17 protein-coding genes are annotated in these 15,665 nt (G+C 66.4%); 9 read left to right on the top strand and 8 right to left on the bottom strand.

The features are described 5' to 3' along the window. Positions 1 to 136 precede the first annotated feature (136 nt). On the top strand, positions 137 to 523 hold the full coding sequence (locus ACTHQV_RS02825; protein ID WP_440488259.1) for an STAS/SEC14 domain-containing protein: 387 nt from the start codon (positions 137 to 139) through the stop codon (positions 521 to 523). Here ACTHQV_RS02825 and ACTHQV_RS02820 read toward each other — a convergent pair. Both ACTHQV_RS02820 and ACTHQV_RS02815 read right to left on the bottom strand, forming a co-directional pair. Beyond that, entirely contained in the window at positions 511 to 1,656 is a 1,146-nt protein-coding gene (locus tag ACTHQV_RS02820) for a glycosyltransferase (RefSeq protein ID WP_440488258.1), read from the bottom strand. The two genes, ACTHQV_RS02825 and ACTHQV_RS02820, sit on opposite strands and share 13 nt — an antisense overlap. Then, a complete protein-coding gene (locus tag ACTHQV_RS02815) occupies positions 1,653 to 2,531 on the bottom strand; it encodes an alpha/beta fold hydrolase (protein WP_440488257.1) in 879 nt (292 codons plus the stop codon). Before ACTHQV_RS02815 ends, ACTHQV_RS02820 begins: the two co-directional genes overlap by 4 nt. A gap of 18 nt (positions 2,532 to 2,549) precedes the next feature. Between ACTHQV_RS02815 and ACTHQV_RS02810 the strand changes: the two genes are divergently transcribed. From ACTHQV_RS02810 to ACTHQV_RS02775, 8 genes are all read left to right on the top strand, one after another. Continuing rightward, complete coding sequence (locus ACTHQV_RS02810) at positions 2,550 to 4,052, top strand: protein adenylyltransferase SelO family protein (protein ID WP_440488256.1); 1,503 nt, start codon at positions 2,550 to 2,552, stop codon at positions 4,050 to 4,052. Positions 4,053 to 4,138: 86 nt separating this feature from the next. Continuing rightward, complete coding sequence (astD, locus tag ACTHQV_RS02805; protein ID WP_440488255.1) at positions 4,139 to 5,548, top strand: succinylglutamate-semialdehyde dehydrogenase; 1,410 nt, start codon at positions 4,139 to 4,141, stop codon at positions 5,546 to 5,548. A 77-nt stretch (positions 5,549 to 5,625) separates the two neighbouring features. Beyond that, complete coding sequence (cobA, locus tag ACTHQV_RS02800) at positions 5,626 to 6,414, top strand: uroporphyrinogen-III C-methyltransferase (protein WP_440488254.1); 789 nt, start codon at positions 5,626 to 5,628, stop codon at positions 6,412 to 6,414. Next, positions 6,411 to 6,707: a DUF2849 domain-containing protein gene (locus ACTHQV_RS02795; protein ID WP_126014464.1), complete on the top strand. Its 297-nt coding sequence runs from the start codon at positions 6,411 to 6,413 to the stop codon at positions 6,705 to 6,707. Before cobA ends, ACTHQV_RS02795 begins: the two co-directional genes overlap by 4 nt. A gap of 120 nt (positions 6,708 to 6,827) precedes the next feature. Continuing rightward, entirely contained in the window at positions 6,828 to 8,462 is a 1,635-nt protein-coding gene (locus tag ACTHQV_RS02790; protein WP_440488253.1) for a nitrite/sulfite reductase, read from the top strand. Then, on the top strand, positions 8,455 to 8,880 hold the full coding sequence (locus tag ACTHQV_RS02785; protein WP_440488252.1) for a DUF934 domain-containing protein: 426 nt from the start codon (positions 8,455 to 8,457) through the stop codon (positions 8,878 to 8,880). The genes ACTHQV_RS02790 and ACTHQV_RS02785 overlap by 8 nt, the downstream gene beginning before the upstream one ends. Then, positions 8,873 to 9,658 (top strand): phosphoadenylyl-sulfate reductase, encoded by a 786-nt coding sequence (locus ACTHQV_RS02780; RefSeq protein WP_440488251.1) that lies wholly within the window; start codon positions 8,873 to 8,875, stop codon positions 9,656 to 9,658. The genes ACTHQV_RS02785 and ACTHQV_RS02780 overlap by 8 nt, the downstream gene beginning before the upstream one ends. A gap of 43 nt (positions 9,659 to 9,701) precedes the next feature. After that, positions 9,702 to 10,169: a hypothetical protein gene (locus tag ACTHQV_RS02775; protein ID WP_440488250.1), complete on the top strand. Its 468-nt coding sequence runs from the start codon at positions 9,702 to 9,704 to the stop codon at positions 10,167 to 10,169. 258 nt (positions 10,170 to 10,427) lie between these two features. Here ACTHQV_RS02775 and ACTHQV_RS02770 read toward each other — a convergent pair whose 3' ends face one another. Genes ACTHQV_RS02770 through ACTHQV_RS02745 form a run of 6 tightly spaced genes read right to left on the bottom strand, consistent with a single transcriptional unit; the run spans position 10,428 to position 15,665 of the window. After that, positions 10,428 to 12,104: a GMC family oxidoreductase gene (locus tag ACTHQV_RS02770; protein WP_440488249.1), complete on the bottom strand. Its 1,677-nt coding sequence runs from the start codon at positions 12,102 to 12,104 to the stop codon at positions 10,428 to 10,430. A 24-nt stretch (positions 12,105 to 12,128) separates the two neighbouring features. Next, positions 12,129 to 12,962, bottom strand: a complete 834-nt coding sequence (locus ACTHQV_RS02765) for a sugar phosphate isomerase/epimerase family protein (protein ID WP_440488248.1) — start codon at positions 12,960 to 12,962, stop codon at positions 12,129 to 12,131. After that, entirely contained in the window at positions 12,959 to 13,528 is a 570-nt protein-coding gene (locus ACTHQV_RS02760; RefSeq protein WP_242116583.1) for a gluconate 2-dehydrogenase subunit 3 family protein, read from the bottom strand. Before ACTHQV_RS02760 ends, ACTHQV_RS02765 begins: the two co-directional genes overlap by 4 nt. After that, positions 13,525 to 14,355: a 3-keto-disaccharide hydrolase gene (locus ACTHQV_RS02755; protein WP_440488247.1), complete on the bottom strand. Its 831-nt coding sequence runs from the start codon at positions 14,353 to 14,355 to the stop codon at positions 13,525 to 13,527. The genes ACTHQV_RS02760 and ACTHQV_RS02755 overlap by 4 nt, the downstream gene beginning before the upstream one ends. Before the next feature lie 12 nt (positions 14,356 to 14,367). Next, the gene (locus ACTHQV_RS02750; RefSeq protein WP_440488246.1) at positions 14,368 to 15,291 is read right to left on the bottom strand and encodes a hydroxypyruvate isomerase family protein; all 924 of its coding nucleotides are present in this window, start codon (positions 15,289 to 15,291) and stop codon (positions 14,368 to 14,370) included. After that, entirely contained in the window at positions 15,288 to 15,665 is a 378-nt protein-coding gene (locus tag ACTHQV_RS02745; protein WP_440488245.1) for a c-type cytochrome, read from the bottom strand. Before ACTHQV_RS02745 ends, ACTHQV_RS02750 begins: the two co-directional genes overlap by 4 nt.

Below are 15,665 nucleotides of genomic sequence, written 5' to 3'. Positions count from 1 at the left end.
CACCAGACGCCGAACGCGAGCAAATTGCGAGGACCGCCCGTTGCCGGACGGGCACGATGGCAGGGCAACCCGTACGCCAACGTTCCATATCGCACCGATATATCAATTGGTCCCGGCACCGGCTAAGGCATCGTGTATGACGGACCCGTCCTTTTCCATCGTGCACGACCACGCGCAGCGGACCGTCATCATCACCTTCGACGGACAATGGACGATCGCGACCGCCGAAGCCTATATCGCGGCGGTCACTGCCGACATCCGCGCCACGCCCGCCCGGTTGATGCCCCGGCACCTGCTCCTCGACATTCGCACCTGTGGCCTGCACGTCCGCGGCGTCACCGAGGCGCTGGTCGAATTCCGCCGGAACCAGATCGGCGAGATGGAGCGGATCGCGATCGTATCGGCATCGGCGCTCGACGCGATGCAGGCCCGTCGTATCACCGCCGCCCGCGAAACGGCGGTGTTCGACGCGCTCGAACCGGCCCGCGCCTGGCTGGCCGAAGCCGACGTTCAGACCGGCTGACCCAGCGCCCCCGGCCGCCCGATCGCGCGTTCGTACAACGCCTTGTAGCTGGCGATCATCGTCGCCTCGTCGAATTCGGCATAGGCCTTGGCACGGTTGCTTTCGCCGACATAGCGCCGCGCCGCCGGATCGACCGCCAGCATCTGCAACCGGTCGCGCAGATGCACCTCCATCCGGTCGATGCCCATATACGGCTGGTTCGCCTCCGACACCATCCTGCCGATATCGCCCAGCGGCGGCGCGACGACCGGCAGCCCGGCGGCCATCGCCTCCATCACCGAAATCGGCTGCTGCTCGCTCTTCGACGACAGCGCGAAGATGTCGAACAGCCCCATGTACCGCCACGCCTCGGGCAGAAAGCCGGGCAGATGGACACGGTCGTCGATCCCCATCGCCTCTGCGGCATCGAGAATATTCTGGCGCTCGGGACCCTCGCCGACGATCACCAGCCGCACCTTGACCGAAATCCCGCCGACCGAGCGGACCAGCAGCGGCAGGTCCTTCACCTCGCGCAGGCCGGCGACACAGCCGATCACGACCTCGCCGGCCTTGCGGCGGAAACCAGGAATCGTATCGGGCGCGCAGCCTTGTGCGAACCGCGCGACCGGCACGCCGTTGCCGATCAAATGCAGCCGGTTGTCCGGCTGTTTCCACACCGTCCGCGCAACGTCCAGCAACCGCTCGGACGGGACGACCAGCGCATCGGCGGCGCCCAGCGCGAAGCGGCGATACAGGTTGCGCACCGGGTTCAGCCGGGTCGCCTCATCCTCGTTGAAGCCGTCTTCGTGATGGATCACCGGCGGCGCGCCCTTGGCGAACACCCGCTTCGCCATCACCCCGTCGATCGCGCCCCAATTATAGGTCAGCACCAGATCGAAGCGGCGCATGAACCGCGCGATCGCTTCGAACCGTGCGACCGATGGCTTGCCGGTCAAGGGCGGCGGGTTCTGTGCGATCTCGTATCGGATATGGCTACCGATCGCCGCCTGCGCCTCGGTCCGCTCGGGCACGCCCGACACGATCGTATGCACGGCGTTCGACCCCCATGCATGCATCAGCCGGATCGCCCGCGCCTCCTTGCCGCCATAGGCGAAGGAGGAATGGAGGTGCAGGATGCGGACCGGCGCGCTCACGCCCCCGCCACCCGCGCCAGCAACCGGTCGATCGCCGCCACCGACGCCGGTTCGGTCAGCGTCGGGGCGTGGCCGACCCCGGCGATCGTCGTCAGTTCGGCGGTACCGATCCGCTCGGCCATCGCCGTCCCGACCTGCGCCGGCAGGATATCCGACAGTTCGCCGCGAACGATCGACACCGGCTTGCCCGCCAGCGCTTCATAGGCGCGCCACATGTCCGGACCCGCTTCATTGCCGGGCACGCGGAACGGCTCGGCGATCTTCATGTCGTAATCGAGGATGATGCGCCCCGCCGAATTCAGCCGGTGCACCCGCTTGGCCATGTGCAGCCAGTCCTGCACCTCATAACCCGGATAGACGTCGCCATTGTTCTCGGCGACCGCGCGCGCCGCATGCATCCAGGTCGGGTGGCTGACCTGCCTGCCGACATAGCCGCGAATCCGCCCCAGCCCGACCGGATCGAGTTCGGGTCCGACGTCGTTGAGCAGCGCCGCCGCGATCCGGTCGCGATCGGTCGCGGCCAGCAACATCGTCAGGATCCCGCCCAGCGACGTGCCGAACGCGACGACCTGCGGCAGTTCCAACTGGTTCAGCAGCGCCTCGACATCCTGCAGATAGACCAGCGGTACATAGGTCATCGGATCGCGGGCATAGCCGCTCTCGCCTCGGCCGCGCATCTCCGGCACGATCAGCCGCCATTCTCCGGCGAGCCGGTCGGCGACATCCTCCCAGTCGCGGGCATTGCGGGTCAGCCCGTGCAGGCACAGGATCGCCGGCCGGTCGGCCCGCCCGGCATAGTCGCGATAATGCAACCGCAGGCCGTCGTTCGACCACCAATATGCATCAGTGAAGCGTTGCTTGTCGGATAGCGCCATCGCCCCCCATATCGCCGCATGGCCGAAAACCCGCAACCCGCTCGCTATCGCCCCCGCACCGATATTCTGGCGCTGGGCGAACCGTTCTACGATGCCGTGACGCCTGCGGCCTTTCCGGAACATATCCTGCGGTTCAGGAACGACCGGGCGGCGGCGCAGATCGGAATTGTGGCGGGCGGGGTGGACACGTCACCCCAGCGCAGGCTGGGGTCTTCCGATGGTGAGCGCGACCTGCCCCAACAACGAGACCCCAGCCTGCGCTCGGGTAACGAACTTGGCGAGGCTGCCAGTACCCTACCCCTCACCGACGCAGCGTGGCTCAACCATTTCGGCCGCTTCACCCCCCTGCCCGGCAGCATTCCGCAACCACTGGCGCTGCGCTATCACGGCCATCAGTTCCAGTCGTACAACCCCGATATCGGCGACGGGCGCGGCTTCCTGTACGCGCAGGCGACCGACCATCGCGAGCGGCTGCTCGACCTCGGCACCAAGGGGTCGGGCCAGACCCCGTACAGCCGCTTCGGCGACGGTCGCCTGACGCTGAAGGGCGGCGTGCGCGAAGTGCTGGCGACCGAGATGCTCGAGGCGCTGAACGTCCCCACCTCGCGCAGCTTCTCGCTGATCGAGACCGGCGAGGAACTGGTGCGCGGCGACGAACCCTCGCCGACGCGCTCGGCCGTGCTGGTGCGGCTGAACCACAGCCATGTCCGGATCGGCACCTTTCAGCGGCTGGCCTATGAACGCGATGCCGACGCGATGCACCGGCTGATCGACTATGTGCTCACCCGTCTCTACGGCCGCACGCCGGGCAGCGCCCCCGCGATCGAACTGTTCGACGAGGTCGTCGGTCGTGTCGCGACGCTCGCCGCACGGTTCATGGCGGCGGGGTTCGTGCACGGCGTGCTCAACACCGACAATATCAACGTGACCGGCGAGAGCTTCGATTACGGCCCGTGGCGGTTCGCGCCGACTTGGGACGCTACCTTCACCGCCGCCTATTTCGATCATCAGGGGCTCTACGCCTTCGGTCGCCAGCCCGACGCGATGCACTGGAACGTCATGCAACTGGCGGTGGCGCTGCGCACCGTCGTCGATGCACCGCCACTGATCGAGGTGCTGGAGGCCTTCCCCGAACGCTATGCAACGGCACTGGCCGACGCGATGCTGTGGCGGCTGGGCGTCGTCTCACGCGACCCAGCAAGCGACCGGGCACTCGCCGACGCGGTCACCGCCGCGCTGGCCGCGTCGCAGATGCCCATCGACCACTTCTTTTTCGAGGCATTCGGCGGCTGGTTGCCCGAAGGCGAAGACTGGACCGCATTCGAACCCGTCCGTGCGCTGCTGTCCGACTATCGTCCGCGCAGCGACCGCAGCCATCCCTATTGGTCCGACGCCGCCCCCTGTTCGATGCTGATCGACGAGGTGGAGGCGATCTGGGCCGCCATCGCCGAGCGCGACGACTGGACGGCGTTCGAGGACAAGGTCGCCGCGATCCGCCGCATCGGGCAAGCGCTTGCCTGACCCCGACCGTTCGTAGCACACAACTGGCATCGCTGCGCATTCTGGTCCAAGGATGCGCGCCAACCAGGAGGCGGATACACTTCAGCATGGCCGAACTCGTCTCGACCGAACCCGCAACCGGCGCGACCCTGTGGCGTGCCCCTGTCGGCGATGCCGATACCGAAGTCGCCGCCGCCCGTGCCGGCTGGGCCGGCTGGGCCTCGCGCTCGCTCGCCTACCGGATCGAAGCGATGCGCCGCTTCGCCAACGTCGTGCGCAGCCGCGCCGAAGCCTTTGCCGACGTCATCGCTCGTGAAACCGGCAAGCCGCTGTGGGAAGCGCGGACCGAGGTCGAAACCGTCATCGCCAAGGTTGAAATCTCGCTCACCGCATACGGCGAACGCACCAGCCAGCGTCGGCTGGAGGCGCAGGCCAACTCGCGCATGGCACTGCGCCACAAGCCGCATGGCGTGCTGGCGGTGCTCGGGCCCTATAATTTCCCGGCGCACCTGCCCAACGGCCACATCGTTCCGGCCTTGATCGCCGGCAACGCGGTGGTGTTCAAGCCGTCGGAAAAAACCCCGGCCAGCGGCGCGTTCCTCGTCGATTGCTACCGCGCGGGCGGCGTGCCCGAGGATTGCGTCCGGCTGCTGATCGGTGGTCCCGAACAGGGGCGCGCGCTCGCCGGCCATCCCGATATCGACGGGCTGCTGTTCACCGGATCGGCGCGGACCGGCATCGCGCTCAACCGCCAGTTCGCCGAGACACCCGAAAAGATCCTCGCGCTGGAAATGGGCGGCAACAACCCGATCATCGTGTGGAGCACGCCCGACCTCTATGCCGCCGCGGTGCTGGTGGTACAGTCGGCCTTCACCTCCGCAGGACAGCGCTGCACCGCCGCGCGCCGGCTGATCGTCGAACGGCGGCTGGCCGAACCGCTGCTGGCCGAGATCAACCGGCTGTGCGAACGGCTCATCATCGGCGAACCGCACGCCGATCCCGCGCCGTTCATGGGTCCGGTGATCGACAACGAAGCTGCCGACCAGCTGACCGAGAGCTTCCTGTCGCTCACCTCAGGCGGCGGGCGTCCGCTGCGCTTCATGCAGCGGCTGGTCGAGGGGCGCCCGTTCCTCACCCCCGGCATCATCGACATGTCGGACACTGCCGAGCGCAGCGACGTCGAACTGTTCGGCCCGCTGCTACAGGTGTTCCGCGTCAATAGCTTCGAAGACGCGATCGCCGAGGCGAACAACACCCGCTACGGCTTGTCGGCGTCGCTGATCTCGTCCGATCCGCAGCTCTATGACGGCTTCTGGGCGAATATTCGTGCCGGCATCGTCAACTGGAACCGCCCGACCAACGGCGCGTCGTCGGCGGCACCGTTCGGCGGCATCGGCTGGTCGGGCAACCACCGCCCCTCGGCCTATTACGCCGCCGACTATTGCGCCTATCCGGTCGTCTCGGCCGAAGCGGAACAGGCGCGCGCCTCGATCGGCATCGGCCTGCGCAACCAATAGGCCGCTAAACAATCCCTTCCCGCCCCCCAAGCAAGCGTCGGTTGCTCGGGGGGCGCCCTGCCCGCATCTACGGCGGCATGGCAACGTTACTCGATCCGACCGCGCGCGGGCGCGTCATCCTTGTCGGGGCAGGTCCGGGCGATCCCGGCCTGCTGACCGTACGCGCGGTGGAAGCGCTGAAGTCCGCCGATGTCGTCGTCCATGACGGGCTGATCGACCCGCGCGTGCTCGACCTGGCACCTGCGACGGCGCAGCGCATCTCGGTCGCCAAGCAGCGCGCGCGCCACACCTTGCCGCAGGAATCGATCAACGCGCTGATCGTCGCGCACGTGAAGACCGGCGCGATCGTCGTCCGGTTGAAGGGCGGCGACCCGTTCATCTTCGGTCGCGGAGGCGAAGAGGTCGAGGCGGTCCGCGCCGCCGGCCTGCCGGTCGAGGTCATTCCGGGCGTCTCCGCCGCGCTCGGCTGTGCAGCGGGCGCGATGCTGCCGCTCACCCATCGCGACTGGTCGTCGGCGGTCAGCTTCGTCGCCGGCCAGTGCAAGGGTTTGAGCGAGCAGGACTGGTCGGGCCTTGCCGGACAGGGTCGCACGCTGGTGATCTATATGGGCGTCGCGACGGCGGAGGCGATCGCCGACAAGCTGATGGCCGATGGCGTCGCCCCCGACATGCCAGTCGCGGTGCTGGAGCGCGGCACCTATGCCGACGCCCGCGCGCTGCGCACCCTGCTCGCCGATCTCGGTCCGATGGTGGCGCGCGAACGGGTCAAGAGTCCGGCGGTGATCGTCGTCGGCGAGGTCGTGCAACTGGCCGATGCCGAGGACAAGCTCGGCAACTGGGCACGGGCGGCGGAGGCCTTGGCATGAAGCTGCTGACCGGCAACGATCTCGCCACCGGCGACGTGACGTGGTGGACCGGCAGCGACTGGTCGCGCCATGTCGAGGATGCGGCGGACGTCGGCGAGGATGGCGAACGCATCGCACTGGTTGAGGAAGCCGCCCGCCGGGTCAACGTACCCTATGTGATCGATGCGGTAGCGACCCCCGAAGGCCCCCGCCCCGCGCATATCAAGGACCGCATCCGCGCGCTCGGCCCCACGGTGCGAACCGACCTTACGCTCAAGCCCGCCGACCCCGATGCCGGGGCGTGGGTGATCTAATCAAACTCCTCCCCGCTCCGCGGGGAGGGGGACCAGCCGCAGGCTGGTGGAGGGGGGTGTCCCTAATCGCCGCGTCGCTGGCGCGACGGCCCCCTCCCCGCCAACGGAGAGGACTTCGAAGTGTACCAATACGACACCTACGACCAGTCGATCGTCGATGCCCGCGTCGCGGAGTTCCGCGACCAGGTCGAACGCCGCCTGTCGGGCCACCTGACCGAGGACCAGTTCAAGCCGCTGCGGCTGATGAACGGCCTGTATCTGCAACTTCACGCGTACATGCTGCGCGTCGCCATCCCCTATGGCACGCTGTCGTCGACGCAGATGCGGGTGCTGGCCGATATCGCCCGCACCTATGACCGCGGCTATGGCCACTTCACCACGCGGCAGAACCTGCAGTTCAACTGGATCAAGCTGGCCGATACGCCCGACATTCTCGAGAAGCTGGCCAAGGTCGAGATGCACGCCATCCAGACCAGCGGCAACTGCATCCGCAACATCAGTTCGGATCAGTTCGCCGGCGCCGCCGCCGACGAGACGACCGACCCTCGCCCCTGGGCCGAGTTGCTGCGTCAGTGGAGCACCTTCCACCCCGAATTCAGCTACCTGCCGCGCAAGTTCAAGATCGCGGTGATCGCCGCCGACGAGGACCGCGCGGCGATGCGCCTCCACGATATCGGCCTGCGGATCGTCGAACAGGACGGTGTAGCCGGCGCGCAAGTCTATGTCGGGGGTGGCATGGGCCGTACGCCGATGATCGCACCCTTGGTCAACGACTTCGTGCCGCTGTCGGACCTGATGAGCTATCTGGAGGCGTGCCTGCGCGTCTACAATCGCTATGGCCGCCGCGACAATATGTACAAGGCGCGGATCAAGATCCTGATCCACGAGATCGGCGTCGACAAATACCGCGCCGAGGTCGCCGAGGAATTCGCCCATATCAAGACGCTGGGCATCGATCCGCCCCAGGCCGAATTCGACCGCATCGCCGCCTTCTTCGCCGATCCCGCCTTTGCCGACACCACGGCCGACGCCCCGGTTGATCGCAGCGATGCGGGATTCGCCGCCTGGCTCGACCAGAACACGCACGCCCACAAGCGCGCCGGCTACACCATCGTCACGATCAGCCTGAAGCCGACCGGCGGCATCCCGGGCGACGCGTCGGCCGATCAGATCGACGCGATGGCCGATCTGGCGGAGGCGTACAGCTTCGCCGAACTGCGCGTCACCCATGCGCAGAACATCGTCCTGCCGCATGTCCGCTCGGCCGATCTGCGCGCCGTCTATGACCGGCTGGTGGCGATCGGGCTGGCCGAGGCGAACCTCGACCTCATCACCGATATCATCGCCTGCCCCGGCCTAGATTATTGCAGCCTCGCCAATGCGCGCTCGATCCCGCTCGCACAGAAGATCGCCGACCGCTTCGCCGATCCGGTGCGCCAGCGGGACCTGGGCGAACTGAAGCTCAAGATCAGCGGCTGCATCAACGCCTGCGGCCACCATCATGCCGGGCACATCGGCATTCTCGGCGTCGACCGGAAGGGGACCGAGAATTACCAGCTTCTCCTTGGCGGATCGGGGGCGCAGGACGTCTCGCTCGGCAAGATCACCGGTCCCGGTTTTTCAGAGGACGGCGTGGTCGACGCGATCGAGCGCGTCACCGACCGCTATCTCGCCGAACGGAACGACGGCGAGCGCTTCGTCGACACCTATCGCCGGATCGGCATGGAACCGTTCAAGGAGGCTATCTATGGTTGAGGCCCTGCGCCTGCGCAACGATGCCGCGCATGACGAACCCGCCGTCACCCTCGACGCCTTCCTCGGCCAGTCGAACGCGACCGCCGTCCGGATCGAGGCGGGCGACGATGCCCGCCTGCTGCTGCCGCATCTCGACCGGCTGGCATTGATCGAGGTCAGCTTCCCCAAATTCCGCGACGGCCGCGGCTATTCGGCCGGGCGTATTCTGCGCGAGGCGGGCTATACCGGCGAACTGCGCGCCGAGGGCGACGTGCTGGTCGATCAGATTCCGTTGATGCGGCGCTGTGGCTTCGACAGCTTTGCGCCCGCCGCCCCGGTCGATCCCGCCGCGCTCGAACGCGCGCTGGAACGCTACGACCATGTCTATCAATCGGCCGCCGATGCGCAGGTGCCGGTGTGGAAACTGCGTCATGGCTGATGCCGACCCCGATATTCGCGTGCGCGACCGGCTGGACATCGCCCCGCGCTTCACCGCCGCCGATGCGCAGGCACTGAACGATCGTTTTCGCGATGCGTCGACGCACGATATGCTGACGGTGGCCCTGCGCGAGCGGCTGCTCGGCAATGTCGCGGCCGTTTCCTCGTTCGGTGCGGAGTCGGCGGTGCTGCTGCACCTGATCGCCTCGGTTGACCGGTCGGTCCCGGTCCTGTTCCTCGAAACGGGCAAGCATTTCCCTGAAACCCTCGCCTATCGCGACCTGCTGGTCGACCGGCTGGGCCTGACCGATTTTCGCAACCTGACCCCTGATCCCGCGCTGCTGGCGGCAAGGGACGCGACCGGGCTGCGCTGGTCCTACGACCCCGATGGCTGCTGCGACCTTCGCAAGGTCGAACCGCTCGCGCGCGGCCTTGCCGGGTTCGATGCCAGCTTCACCGGGCGCAAGGCGTTCCAGTCGGCGACCCGCACTGCGCTGCCGCGGTTCGAACTCGACACGTCGGACGCGGTCGGCCGGTTGAAGGTCAATCCGCTCATCACCTGGACCCCGGCCGATATCGACGCCTATTTCGCGCAGCACGACTTGCCGCGCCACCCGCTGGTTGAACAAGGTTTTCCCTCGATCGGCTGCCAACCCTGCACCAACCGGGTAAAGCCCGGCGAAGACCCGCGCTCGGGCCGCTGGGCCGGCTGGGAAAAGGTCGAATGCGGCATCCACAAGCCGCTGCTCGATGGCGATCCGAACCTGCCGAGCTTCTGACCCGCTGCTTGCCCCGCCCCGGTTTCGGGCGCAAAGGGCGGCGATGCAGCAATCGGCAGTCGCCTATTTCACCAACGGCCGGATCATCATCGCGCCGGTATCGCGCACCATATCTGGCGACACCATCGCGACCGATCCCCAGTGGTTCGGCAAATCGGCAAAGAAGGCCGTCGTCGCGCAGGCAATCGCTGCCGCCCTCGCAGCATCGTGCGGCGAGATCGCCGACCCGACCCCCGAGCAATGGAAGCGCCAGTTCATCCCCTTCCAGGACGCAGCGGCGGTCAAGAACTTCAAAACCTTCATGCGCGAAGCGCGTCGCGTCGACATCGACCGTACCGGCGACACGGTCGTGCTGACGCCTTCTGACAATCTTGGTGCGAACAACGGCTTCGAACCGCGGCCGGACGATGCCAAATCGGTCACCGCCGGCGATGGCGAGGCGATGGCAGGCGCGCTGCTGATCCTGCTCGGACTGCGGCCGGACCCGGCATATACTTCCACCGAAGGCTGACCCAAACGTCACACGGCGTATGGGAGTCTTTGCGAAAGTCCACGACCTAACCCCGGACCCTACCGTACCCCCGCGGAGGCGGGGGTCCAGAGCCACGCAAATCAACGGCTCGCTCTTCTTTCCCTGGGTCCCCGCCTTCGCGGGGACACGGCGAGGCGGACTCTCGTACAGATTGCGGCCGGGCCTCCTGCGGCTTCTATAACATTCTAGCCGCAAGAGACCCCAGCCAGGGCCGGGGCCTCCCGGTTACGCTGCCCCTTATGCCCAGGGCTTCGTCCGCATCGCATGGTCCGCCGCACGCGCGGTCAGCGCCATGAAGGTCAGCGAGGGGTTCACGCACGACACCGACGCCATCTGGGCACCATCGGTGACGTACAGGTTCGACGCATCATGCGCCTGGCTCCAGCCGTTCAGCACCGACTTGCGCGGATCGGCCCCCATGCGCGCACCACCCATTTCGTGGATCGCGTCGCCCGGGATATGCGCGCCTTCATAGCTGCGGACATTGGTCAGGCCCGCCGCCTTCAGCATCTTCTCGCCCTCGATCCGGGCATCGGCCATCATCTTCAGTTCGTTGTCGCGGAACTTCACGTCGAACTTCATCAACGGCACGCCGAACCGGTCGACCTTGTTCGCGTGCAGCGACACGCGGTTGTCGGCATAGGGCAGGCATTCGCCGAACGCGCCCATACCGAACTTCCACGGGCCATATTGCCGCATGCCGTGCTTCATGTCCTTGCCGAAGCCGACCGGCGCCATCGGTTCGCGCCGCGCGCTGCCCTGATAGCCATAGCCGCGACGGAAACCGACGCCTTCCTCGCCCTTCAGGTTGCGGAAGCGTGGGACATAGACCCCGCCCGGCCGCCGGCCATATTCGATCAGGTCGGTCATGCCGGGGATCTCGCCCTCGGCGCCGACGCGGAAGATATGGTCCATGACATAGCGGCCCAGCGTACCGCTGGTGTCGAAATGGCTGCGACCGCCGCCGCCCATCCGCGAATTCATCAGAATCTGCGTCGATGCCATCGCCGATGCGCACAGGAAGACGAGGTTCGCCTGCACCGTCTCCGCCTGCCCGGTCTTCGCATCGACGAAGCGGACGCCAGTCACCTTCTTGCGTGCGGCATCATATTCGAGATTGGTGACGACCGCGTCCGAGCGCAGCGTCAGCCGCCCCGTCGCCCGCGCCGCCGGCAAGGTTACCGCCTGGGTCGAGAAATAGGCACCGAATGAACAGCCATTGCCGCACTGGTTGCGGAACTGGCACTTGCTGCGGTTCTGGTCCGGCTTGTCCTCGGTCATGTTCGACAGGCGGGTGTGGATCAGCTTGCGACCTGGGAACTGGGTCTCGAGCCGTTCCTTGAGCCACTTCTCCGCGACGTTCATCGGCATCGGCGGCTGGAATTCGCTGTCGGGCAGGTACGGCAGGTTCTCGCGCGAACCCGATACGCCGATATATTTCTCGACATAGCTGTACCACGGGGCGACGTCGTCATAGCCGATCGGCCACGCGCCATCGATGCCCTCGCGCTTGTTCGCCTCGAAATCGTCGGCGCTCCACCGGAACGACCAGCGACCCCAGATCAGCGACTTGCCGCCGACCGCACCCGGGCGGATCCAGTAGAACTTCTCCCCTTCGTCATAGGCATAGGGGTTCAACCGGTCGTCATTGTAGAAGGACCGGTTGCTGGGCGAGACATAGCCATATTTCGCGATGAAATAGTCGCTGTCCATCAACGGCTTGGGCATCTGATTGCGCGCCGGGACCTCATATGCCGGCTTGCCGTCATACGGATAGCCTTCGACATGCTCGACCATCCGGCCACGGTCGAGCATCAGGACGCGCAGGCCCTTTTCGGTCAATTCCTTGGCGGCGAACCCGCCGCTGACGCCCGATCCGATGACGATCGCGTCGAACCTGTTGGTGACTGCCATAATTCCCCTCCAAGGGTATCTGTTTTAGTACCGCAGCGCCTTGAGCGTCCGGAAACTGGTGGTGATGTCGGGCAGATAGGGCGCAGGCGCCTGATCGTTCTCGACATAGAAATGGCGGACGCCGGCACTGCCGCGGCGGCGGAATAGCGCCGCGAAATCGGTCTTGCCGGCGCCGACCGCGGTCATGCTGCCATCGGCACGCGCGTCCTTGACGTGATAGGCATAGAGGCGCGGCCCCAGCCGGTCGATCCAGCCGCCGACATCCTCGCCGGCATGGCCGACCCAGTAAAGGTCGAGCTCGATCTTCACCAGCGCCGGATCGGTCGCCCTCAGCAACCGCTCGTACAGGCTGACGCCGCCCGGCTTCACCGTGAATTCGAAGTCGTGGTTATGATAGGCGAAGCCCAGCCCGGCCTTGCGCAGGTCGGTGGCGAAGCGATTGATGTTCGGCAGCGCCTCGTTCCAACCGGCTTCGGTGCGATATTTGTCGATCATGTACGGCAGGATGACCGTATCGGCCCCCAGCGTCTTGGCCATCTCGACCTGCTTGTCGAACGAAGCCAGCAGCGCTTCATAGGGCACATGTACGGAGGGCGCCTTGAGCCCCAGCCGGTCCGTGGTCCGCCGCAACAGCTTGTGGTCCATGGCGTCATAGCCGCCACCGCCATATTCGACTTCCTTGTAGCCGATGCGGGCGATGTCACCCAGCGTCTTGACCGGGTCCTTCTGGAACAGGTCGCGCACCGTGTAGAGCTGGATGCCGACGGCCTTGATCTGCGCGGCCTGCGCTATGCCGGTGACGCCGAGCGCGGCGATGCCGCCCGCTCCGGCCAGGACGTGCCTGCGATTGACGATCATGCGCTGTACACCTTGTTGACCTGCGAATAGGGGAAGGCGCCGTTATACTCACCGGGTACCGGCAGATATTCGCGTTCCTGCGTCATGCCGATTTCCGACGTGTAATAGCCGGCGATGACCAGCTGCCGGAACGCTTCGAAGAAGGTCTTGCCGCCCGGAATCTGGTCGTTCATCGCCAGCGTCAGCAACGCGTCCTGCTGCGCGGGCGTCGCCTTTGCACCCGCGACCTTGTAATCGGTCATGCTGCGCTTCTCGATCGCGTCGAGCCCGGCGACGATCGGCACCCGCTCGGCGGGATAGGACCAATCGGCCAGCAGCTTTTCGATATAGGCCGGCACGCCCGCGGCGATTGCGCCCGGCGTATCGGTGGTCGGGATCACCCGTTCGCTCAGCGCCGTCATCAGCGCGCGTTGCGGCGCGGTGAACACCGCCGCACTCGGTGGGCCATCGCTGATCGCCGGTACGCCGACCGGACCCTCCGCACCCACGGCACGGGCGAGCGGCGCATAGAGCGCGGTGCCGAACATCGCCGCGACACCGGCAAGCGCCGTTCTGCGATCGATCATTTGCTGTTCTCCTTCAGGTCCTGCGCGATCGCGCTCTCGGGCAGCGGCCGTACCCAGATGTTGCGGAACGACACCGGCGAATCATGATCCTGCAACTGGATCGGCGCGGCATCGCCATGTGCCTCGTACTTCGCGACCTGCCGCCAGATGGTCGTGCCCAGCATCGCCTGGTGGTTCTGCACCACCACCCCGTTCAGGATCGCGGTGACATAGGCGGGGCGCAGCAGCGAACCATCGGCGGCGAAACGCGGCCGTTCGAATATGATGTCATAGGTCTGCCATTCGCCGGGCTTGCGCGACGCGTTCACCAGCGGCGGTTTCCAGCCATAGACCGCACCGACCGTGCCATCGGCATAGGTCGGGTTCTGATAGCCGTCGAGGATCTGCACCTCGTAGCGCTGCATGAACCAGATGCCGCTGTTGCCGCGATCCTGCGACGTCTTGGTCGGCGGATTGGGACTGCGGAATTCGAGGTGCAGTTGCACGTCGCCGAAGCTCTGCTTCGACACCAGATCGCCGCCACCTTTCCCGTCCGGCCCGCGCGACGGGACGGTCAGCGCGCCGTCCTTGACCAGCCATGGCGTGCCCTTTGGAGACCAAGCGTCGACCGATCGCCCGTCGAACAGCACGATCGCATCGGACGGCGCACCGCCCGGCTGTGCGGCGGGCGTCACCACCGTCGGTGTCGGCCGGTCAGCATCGTGCACCCGCCACTGACCGCCGGGCAGCACGGGCGTATCCTTGAACCCCGGCCGGTCCTGCGCACCGGCGGAACCCGCCAGCGCTGTCAGTGCGGAACCGAGTGCCGCTATATTACGCAGCCGCATCATCCCCTCCCTTCAAGCCTGATCGATCCGGCGATAGGCCGCGACCAGCGCGTCCTCCCCGGCACGACCCTTTATCGAATTGCCATGTTCCATGCCGATCACCCCGGCATAGCGCTTGTTACGCAGCCATTTGACGATGTTGGCATAGTTGATTTCGCCGGTTCCCGGCTCGTTGCGGCCCGGATTGTCGCCGAACTGGATGTAGCCGATCTCGTCCCAGCAAGTGTCCAGGGTCGGAATCAGATTCCCCGACTGGATCTGCTCGTGATACAGATCGGCGAGGATCTTGACCCCCGGACTGTTCGCCCCGCGCGCGACGGCATAGCCCTGCGCAACCGTCTGCATATAGACGCCGGGATGATTGGTCCGGGTGTTCAGCGGTTCCATCACCATCGCGATGTTGTGCGGCGCGACGATATCGCCGGCCCGACGCATCACGTCGATCACCCGTGCCGTCTGGATATCCACCGGCACCTTCGGATCCATGAAGCCGGTCACCACCGTCATCCGCGTCGCCGACAGCCGCTTGGCAACGTCGATCGATGCGCGGATGTCGTTCAGGAAGCCTTCGCGCTCCGCCCCGTCATTCGCCCCCAGCAACGGCCGCGACTGCGACCATTTCGGCATGCTGGCGACGAACACGCCCATCGTCATGCCGCGCTGTTGCAGCGCCTTCGCCATCGCCGTCTGTTCGGCAATGCTGCGACCGGCCGCCTCGTTATCCTCCCACGCCGTAAAGCCCTGATCGGCGGCATAGGCGATCTGTTCGATTCGGTCGCCGCGGCTGGCGAAGCTGCCCTCGTGCGGCGCGAATTTCAGCGAGAAGCGCGCGGCATTGCTGCCGCCGCCCTCGCGTCGTTGCGACGCACCGACCCCGGCGGTCAGCGTCGCGGCGGCGGCCCCCGCCATCACCGTGCGTCGCGATACCCCGCTCATTTTGCAGATGTCAGATAAGCGATGATCGCCGCGCGCTTCGCCGGATCGGGCGTGGCGATCGGCATCCGCGTGCCCGGCACCTTCTTGGCCGGCGCCGCCAGATATTCGTCGAGCGTCTTCGCATCCCAGCGCAGCTTCGACGCCTTCATCGCCGGCGAATAGTTGAAGCCCGGCACCGATGCAGCCGGCCGTCCGACGACCCCGAATAGATTGGGGCCGATGCCGTTGCGGCCGCCCTTGTTGACCGTGTGGCACGCCTTGCACGCATTGAACGCGGGCGGTGCCGCGGTCTGCGCGGTGGTCGGCGTTGCGGTCGCCAGCAAAGCGGTCGCACCCGCCGCTCCTACGATCGCCATACCCGTCAGCAGTTTCAT

The organism is Sphingomonas sp. SAFR-052 (genome assembly GCF_051965015.1).
Taxonomy (GTDB): domain Bacteria; phylum Pseudomonadota; class Alphaproteobacteria; order Sphingomonadales; family Sphingomonadaceae; genus Sphingomonas.
Note: the sequence above shows the minus strand (reverse complement) of the source record. Positions and strands in the feature narration are given on the sequence as shown.

Bases quoted from the DNA above. Each gene is read 5' to 3' on its own strand.
- ACTHQV_RS02825 (WP_440488259.1), top strand. From the start codon at position 137: ATGACGGACCCGTCCTTTTCCATCGTGCACGACCACGCGCAGCGGACC.
- ACTHQV_RS02815 (WP_440488257.1), bottom strand. From the start codon at position 2,531: ATGGCGCTATCCGACAAGCAACGCTTCACTGATGCATATTGGTGGTCG.
- ACTHQV_RS02810 (WP_440488256.1), top strand. From the start codon at position 2,550: ATGGCCGAAAACCCGCAACCCGCTCGCTATCGCCCCCGCACCGATATT.
- astD (WP_440488255.1), top strand. From the start codon at position 4,139: ATGGCCGAACTCGTCTCGACCGAACCCGCAACCGGCGCGACCCTGTGG.
- cobA (WP_440488254.1), top strand. From the start codon at position 5,626: ATGGCAACGTTACTCGATCCGACCGCGCGCGGGCGCGTCATCCTTGTC.
- ACTHQV_RS02795 (WP_126014464.1), top strand. From the start codon at position 6,411: ATGAAGCTGCTGACCGGCAACGATCTCGCCACCGGCGACGTGACGTGG.
- ACTHQV_RS02785 (WP_440488252.1), top strand. From the start codon at position 8,455: ATGGTTGAGGCCCTGCGCCTGCGCAACGATGCCGCGCATGACGAACCC.
- ACTHQV_RS02780 (WP_440488251.1), top strand. From the start codon at position 8,873: ATGGCTGATGCCGACCCCGATATTCGCGTGCGCGACCGGCTGGACATC.
- ACTHQV_RS02775 (WP_440488250.1), top strand. From the start codon at position 9,702: ATGCAGCAATCGGCAGTCGCCTATTTCACCAACGGCCGGATCATCATC.
- ACTHQV_RS02770 (WP_440488249.1), bottom strand. From the start codon at position 12,104: ATGGCAGTCACCAACAGGTTCGACGCGATCGTCATCGGATCGGGCGTC.
- ACTHQV_RS02765 (WP_440488248.1), bottom strand. From the start codon at position 12,962: ATGATCGTCAATCGCAGGCACGTCCTGGCCGGAGCGGGCGGCATCGCC.
- ACTHQV_RS02760 (WP_242116583.1), bottom strand. From the start codon at position 13,528: ATGATCGATCGCAGAACGGCGCTTGCCGGTGTCGCGGCGATGTTCGGC.
- ACTHQV_RS02755 (WP_440488247.1), bottom strand. From the start codon at position 14,355: ATGCGGCTGCGTAATATAGCGGCACTCGGTTCCGCACTGACAGCGCTG.
- ACTHQV_RS02750 (WP_440488246.1), bottom strand. From the start codon at position 15,291: ATGAGCGGGGTATCGCGACGCACGGTGATGGCGGGGGCCGCCGCCGCG.
- ACTHQV_RS02745 (WP_440488245.1), bottom strand. From the start codon at position 15,665: ATGAAACTGCTGACGGGTATGGCGATCGTAGGAGCGGCGGGTGCGACC.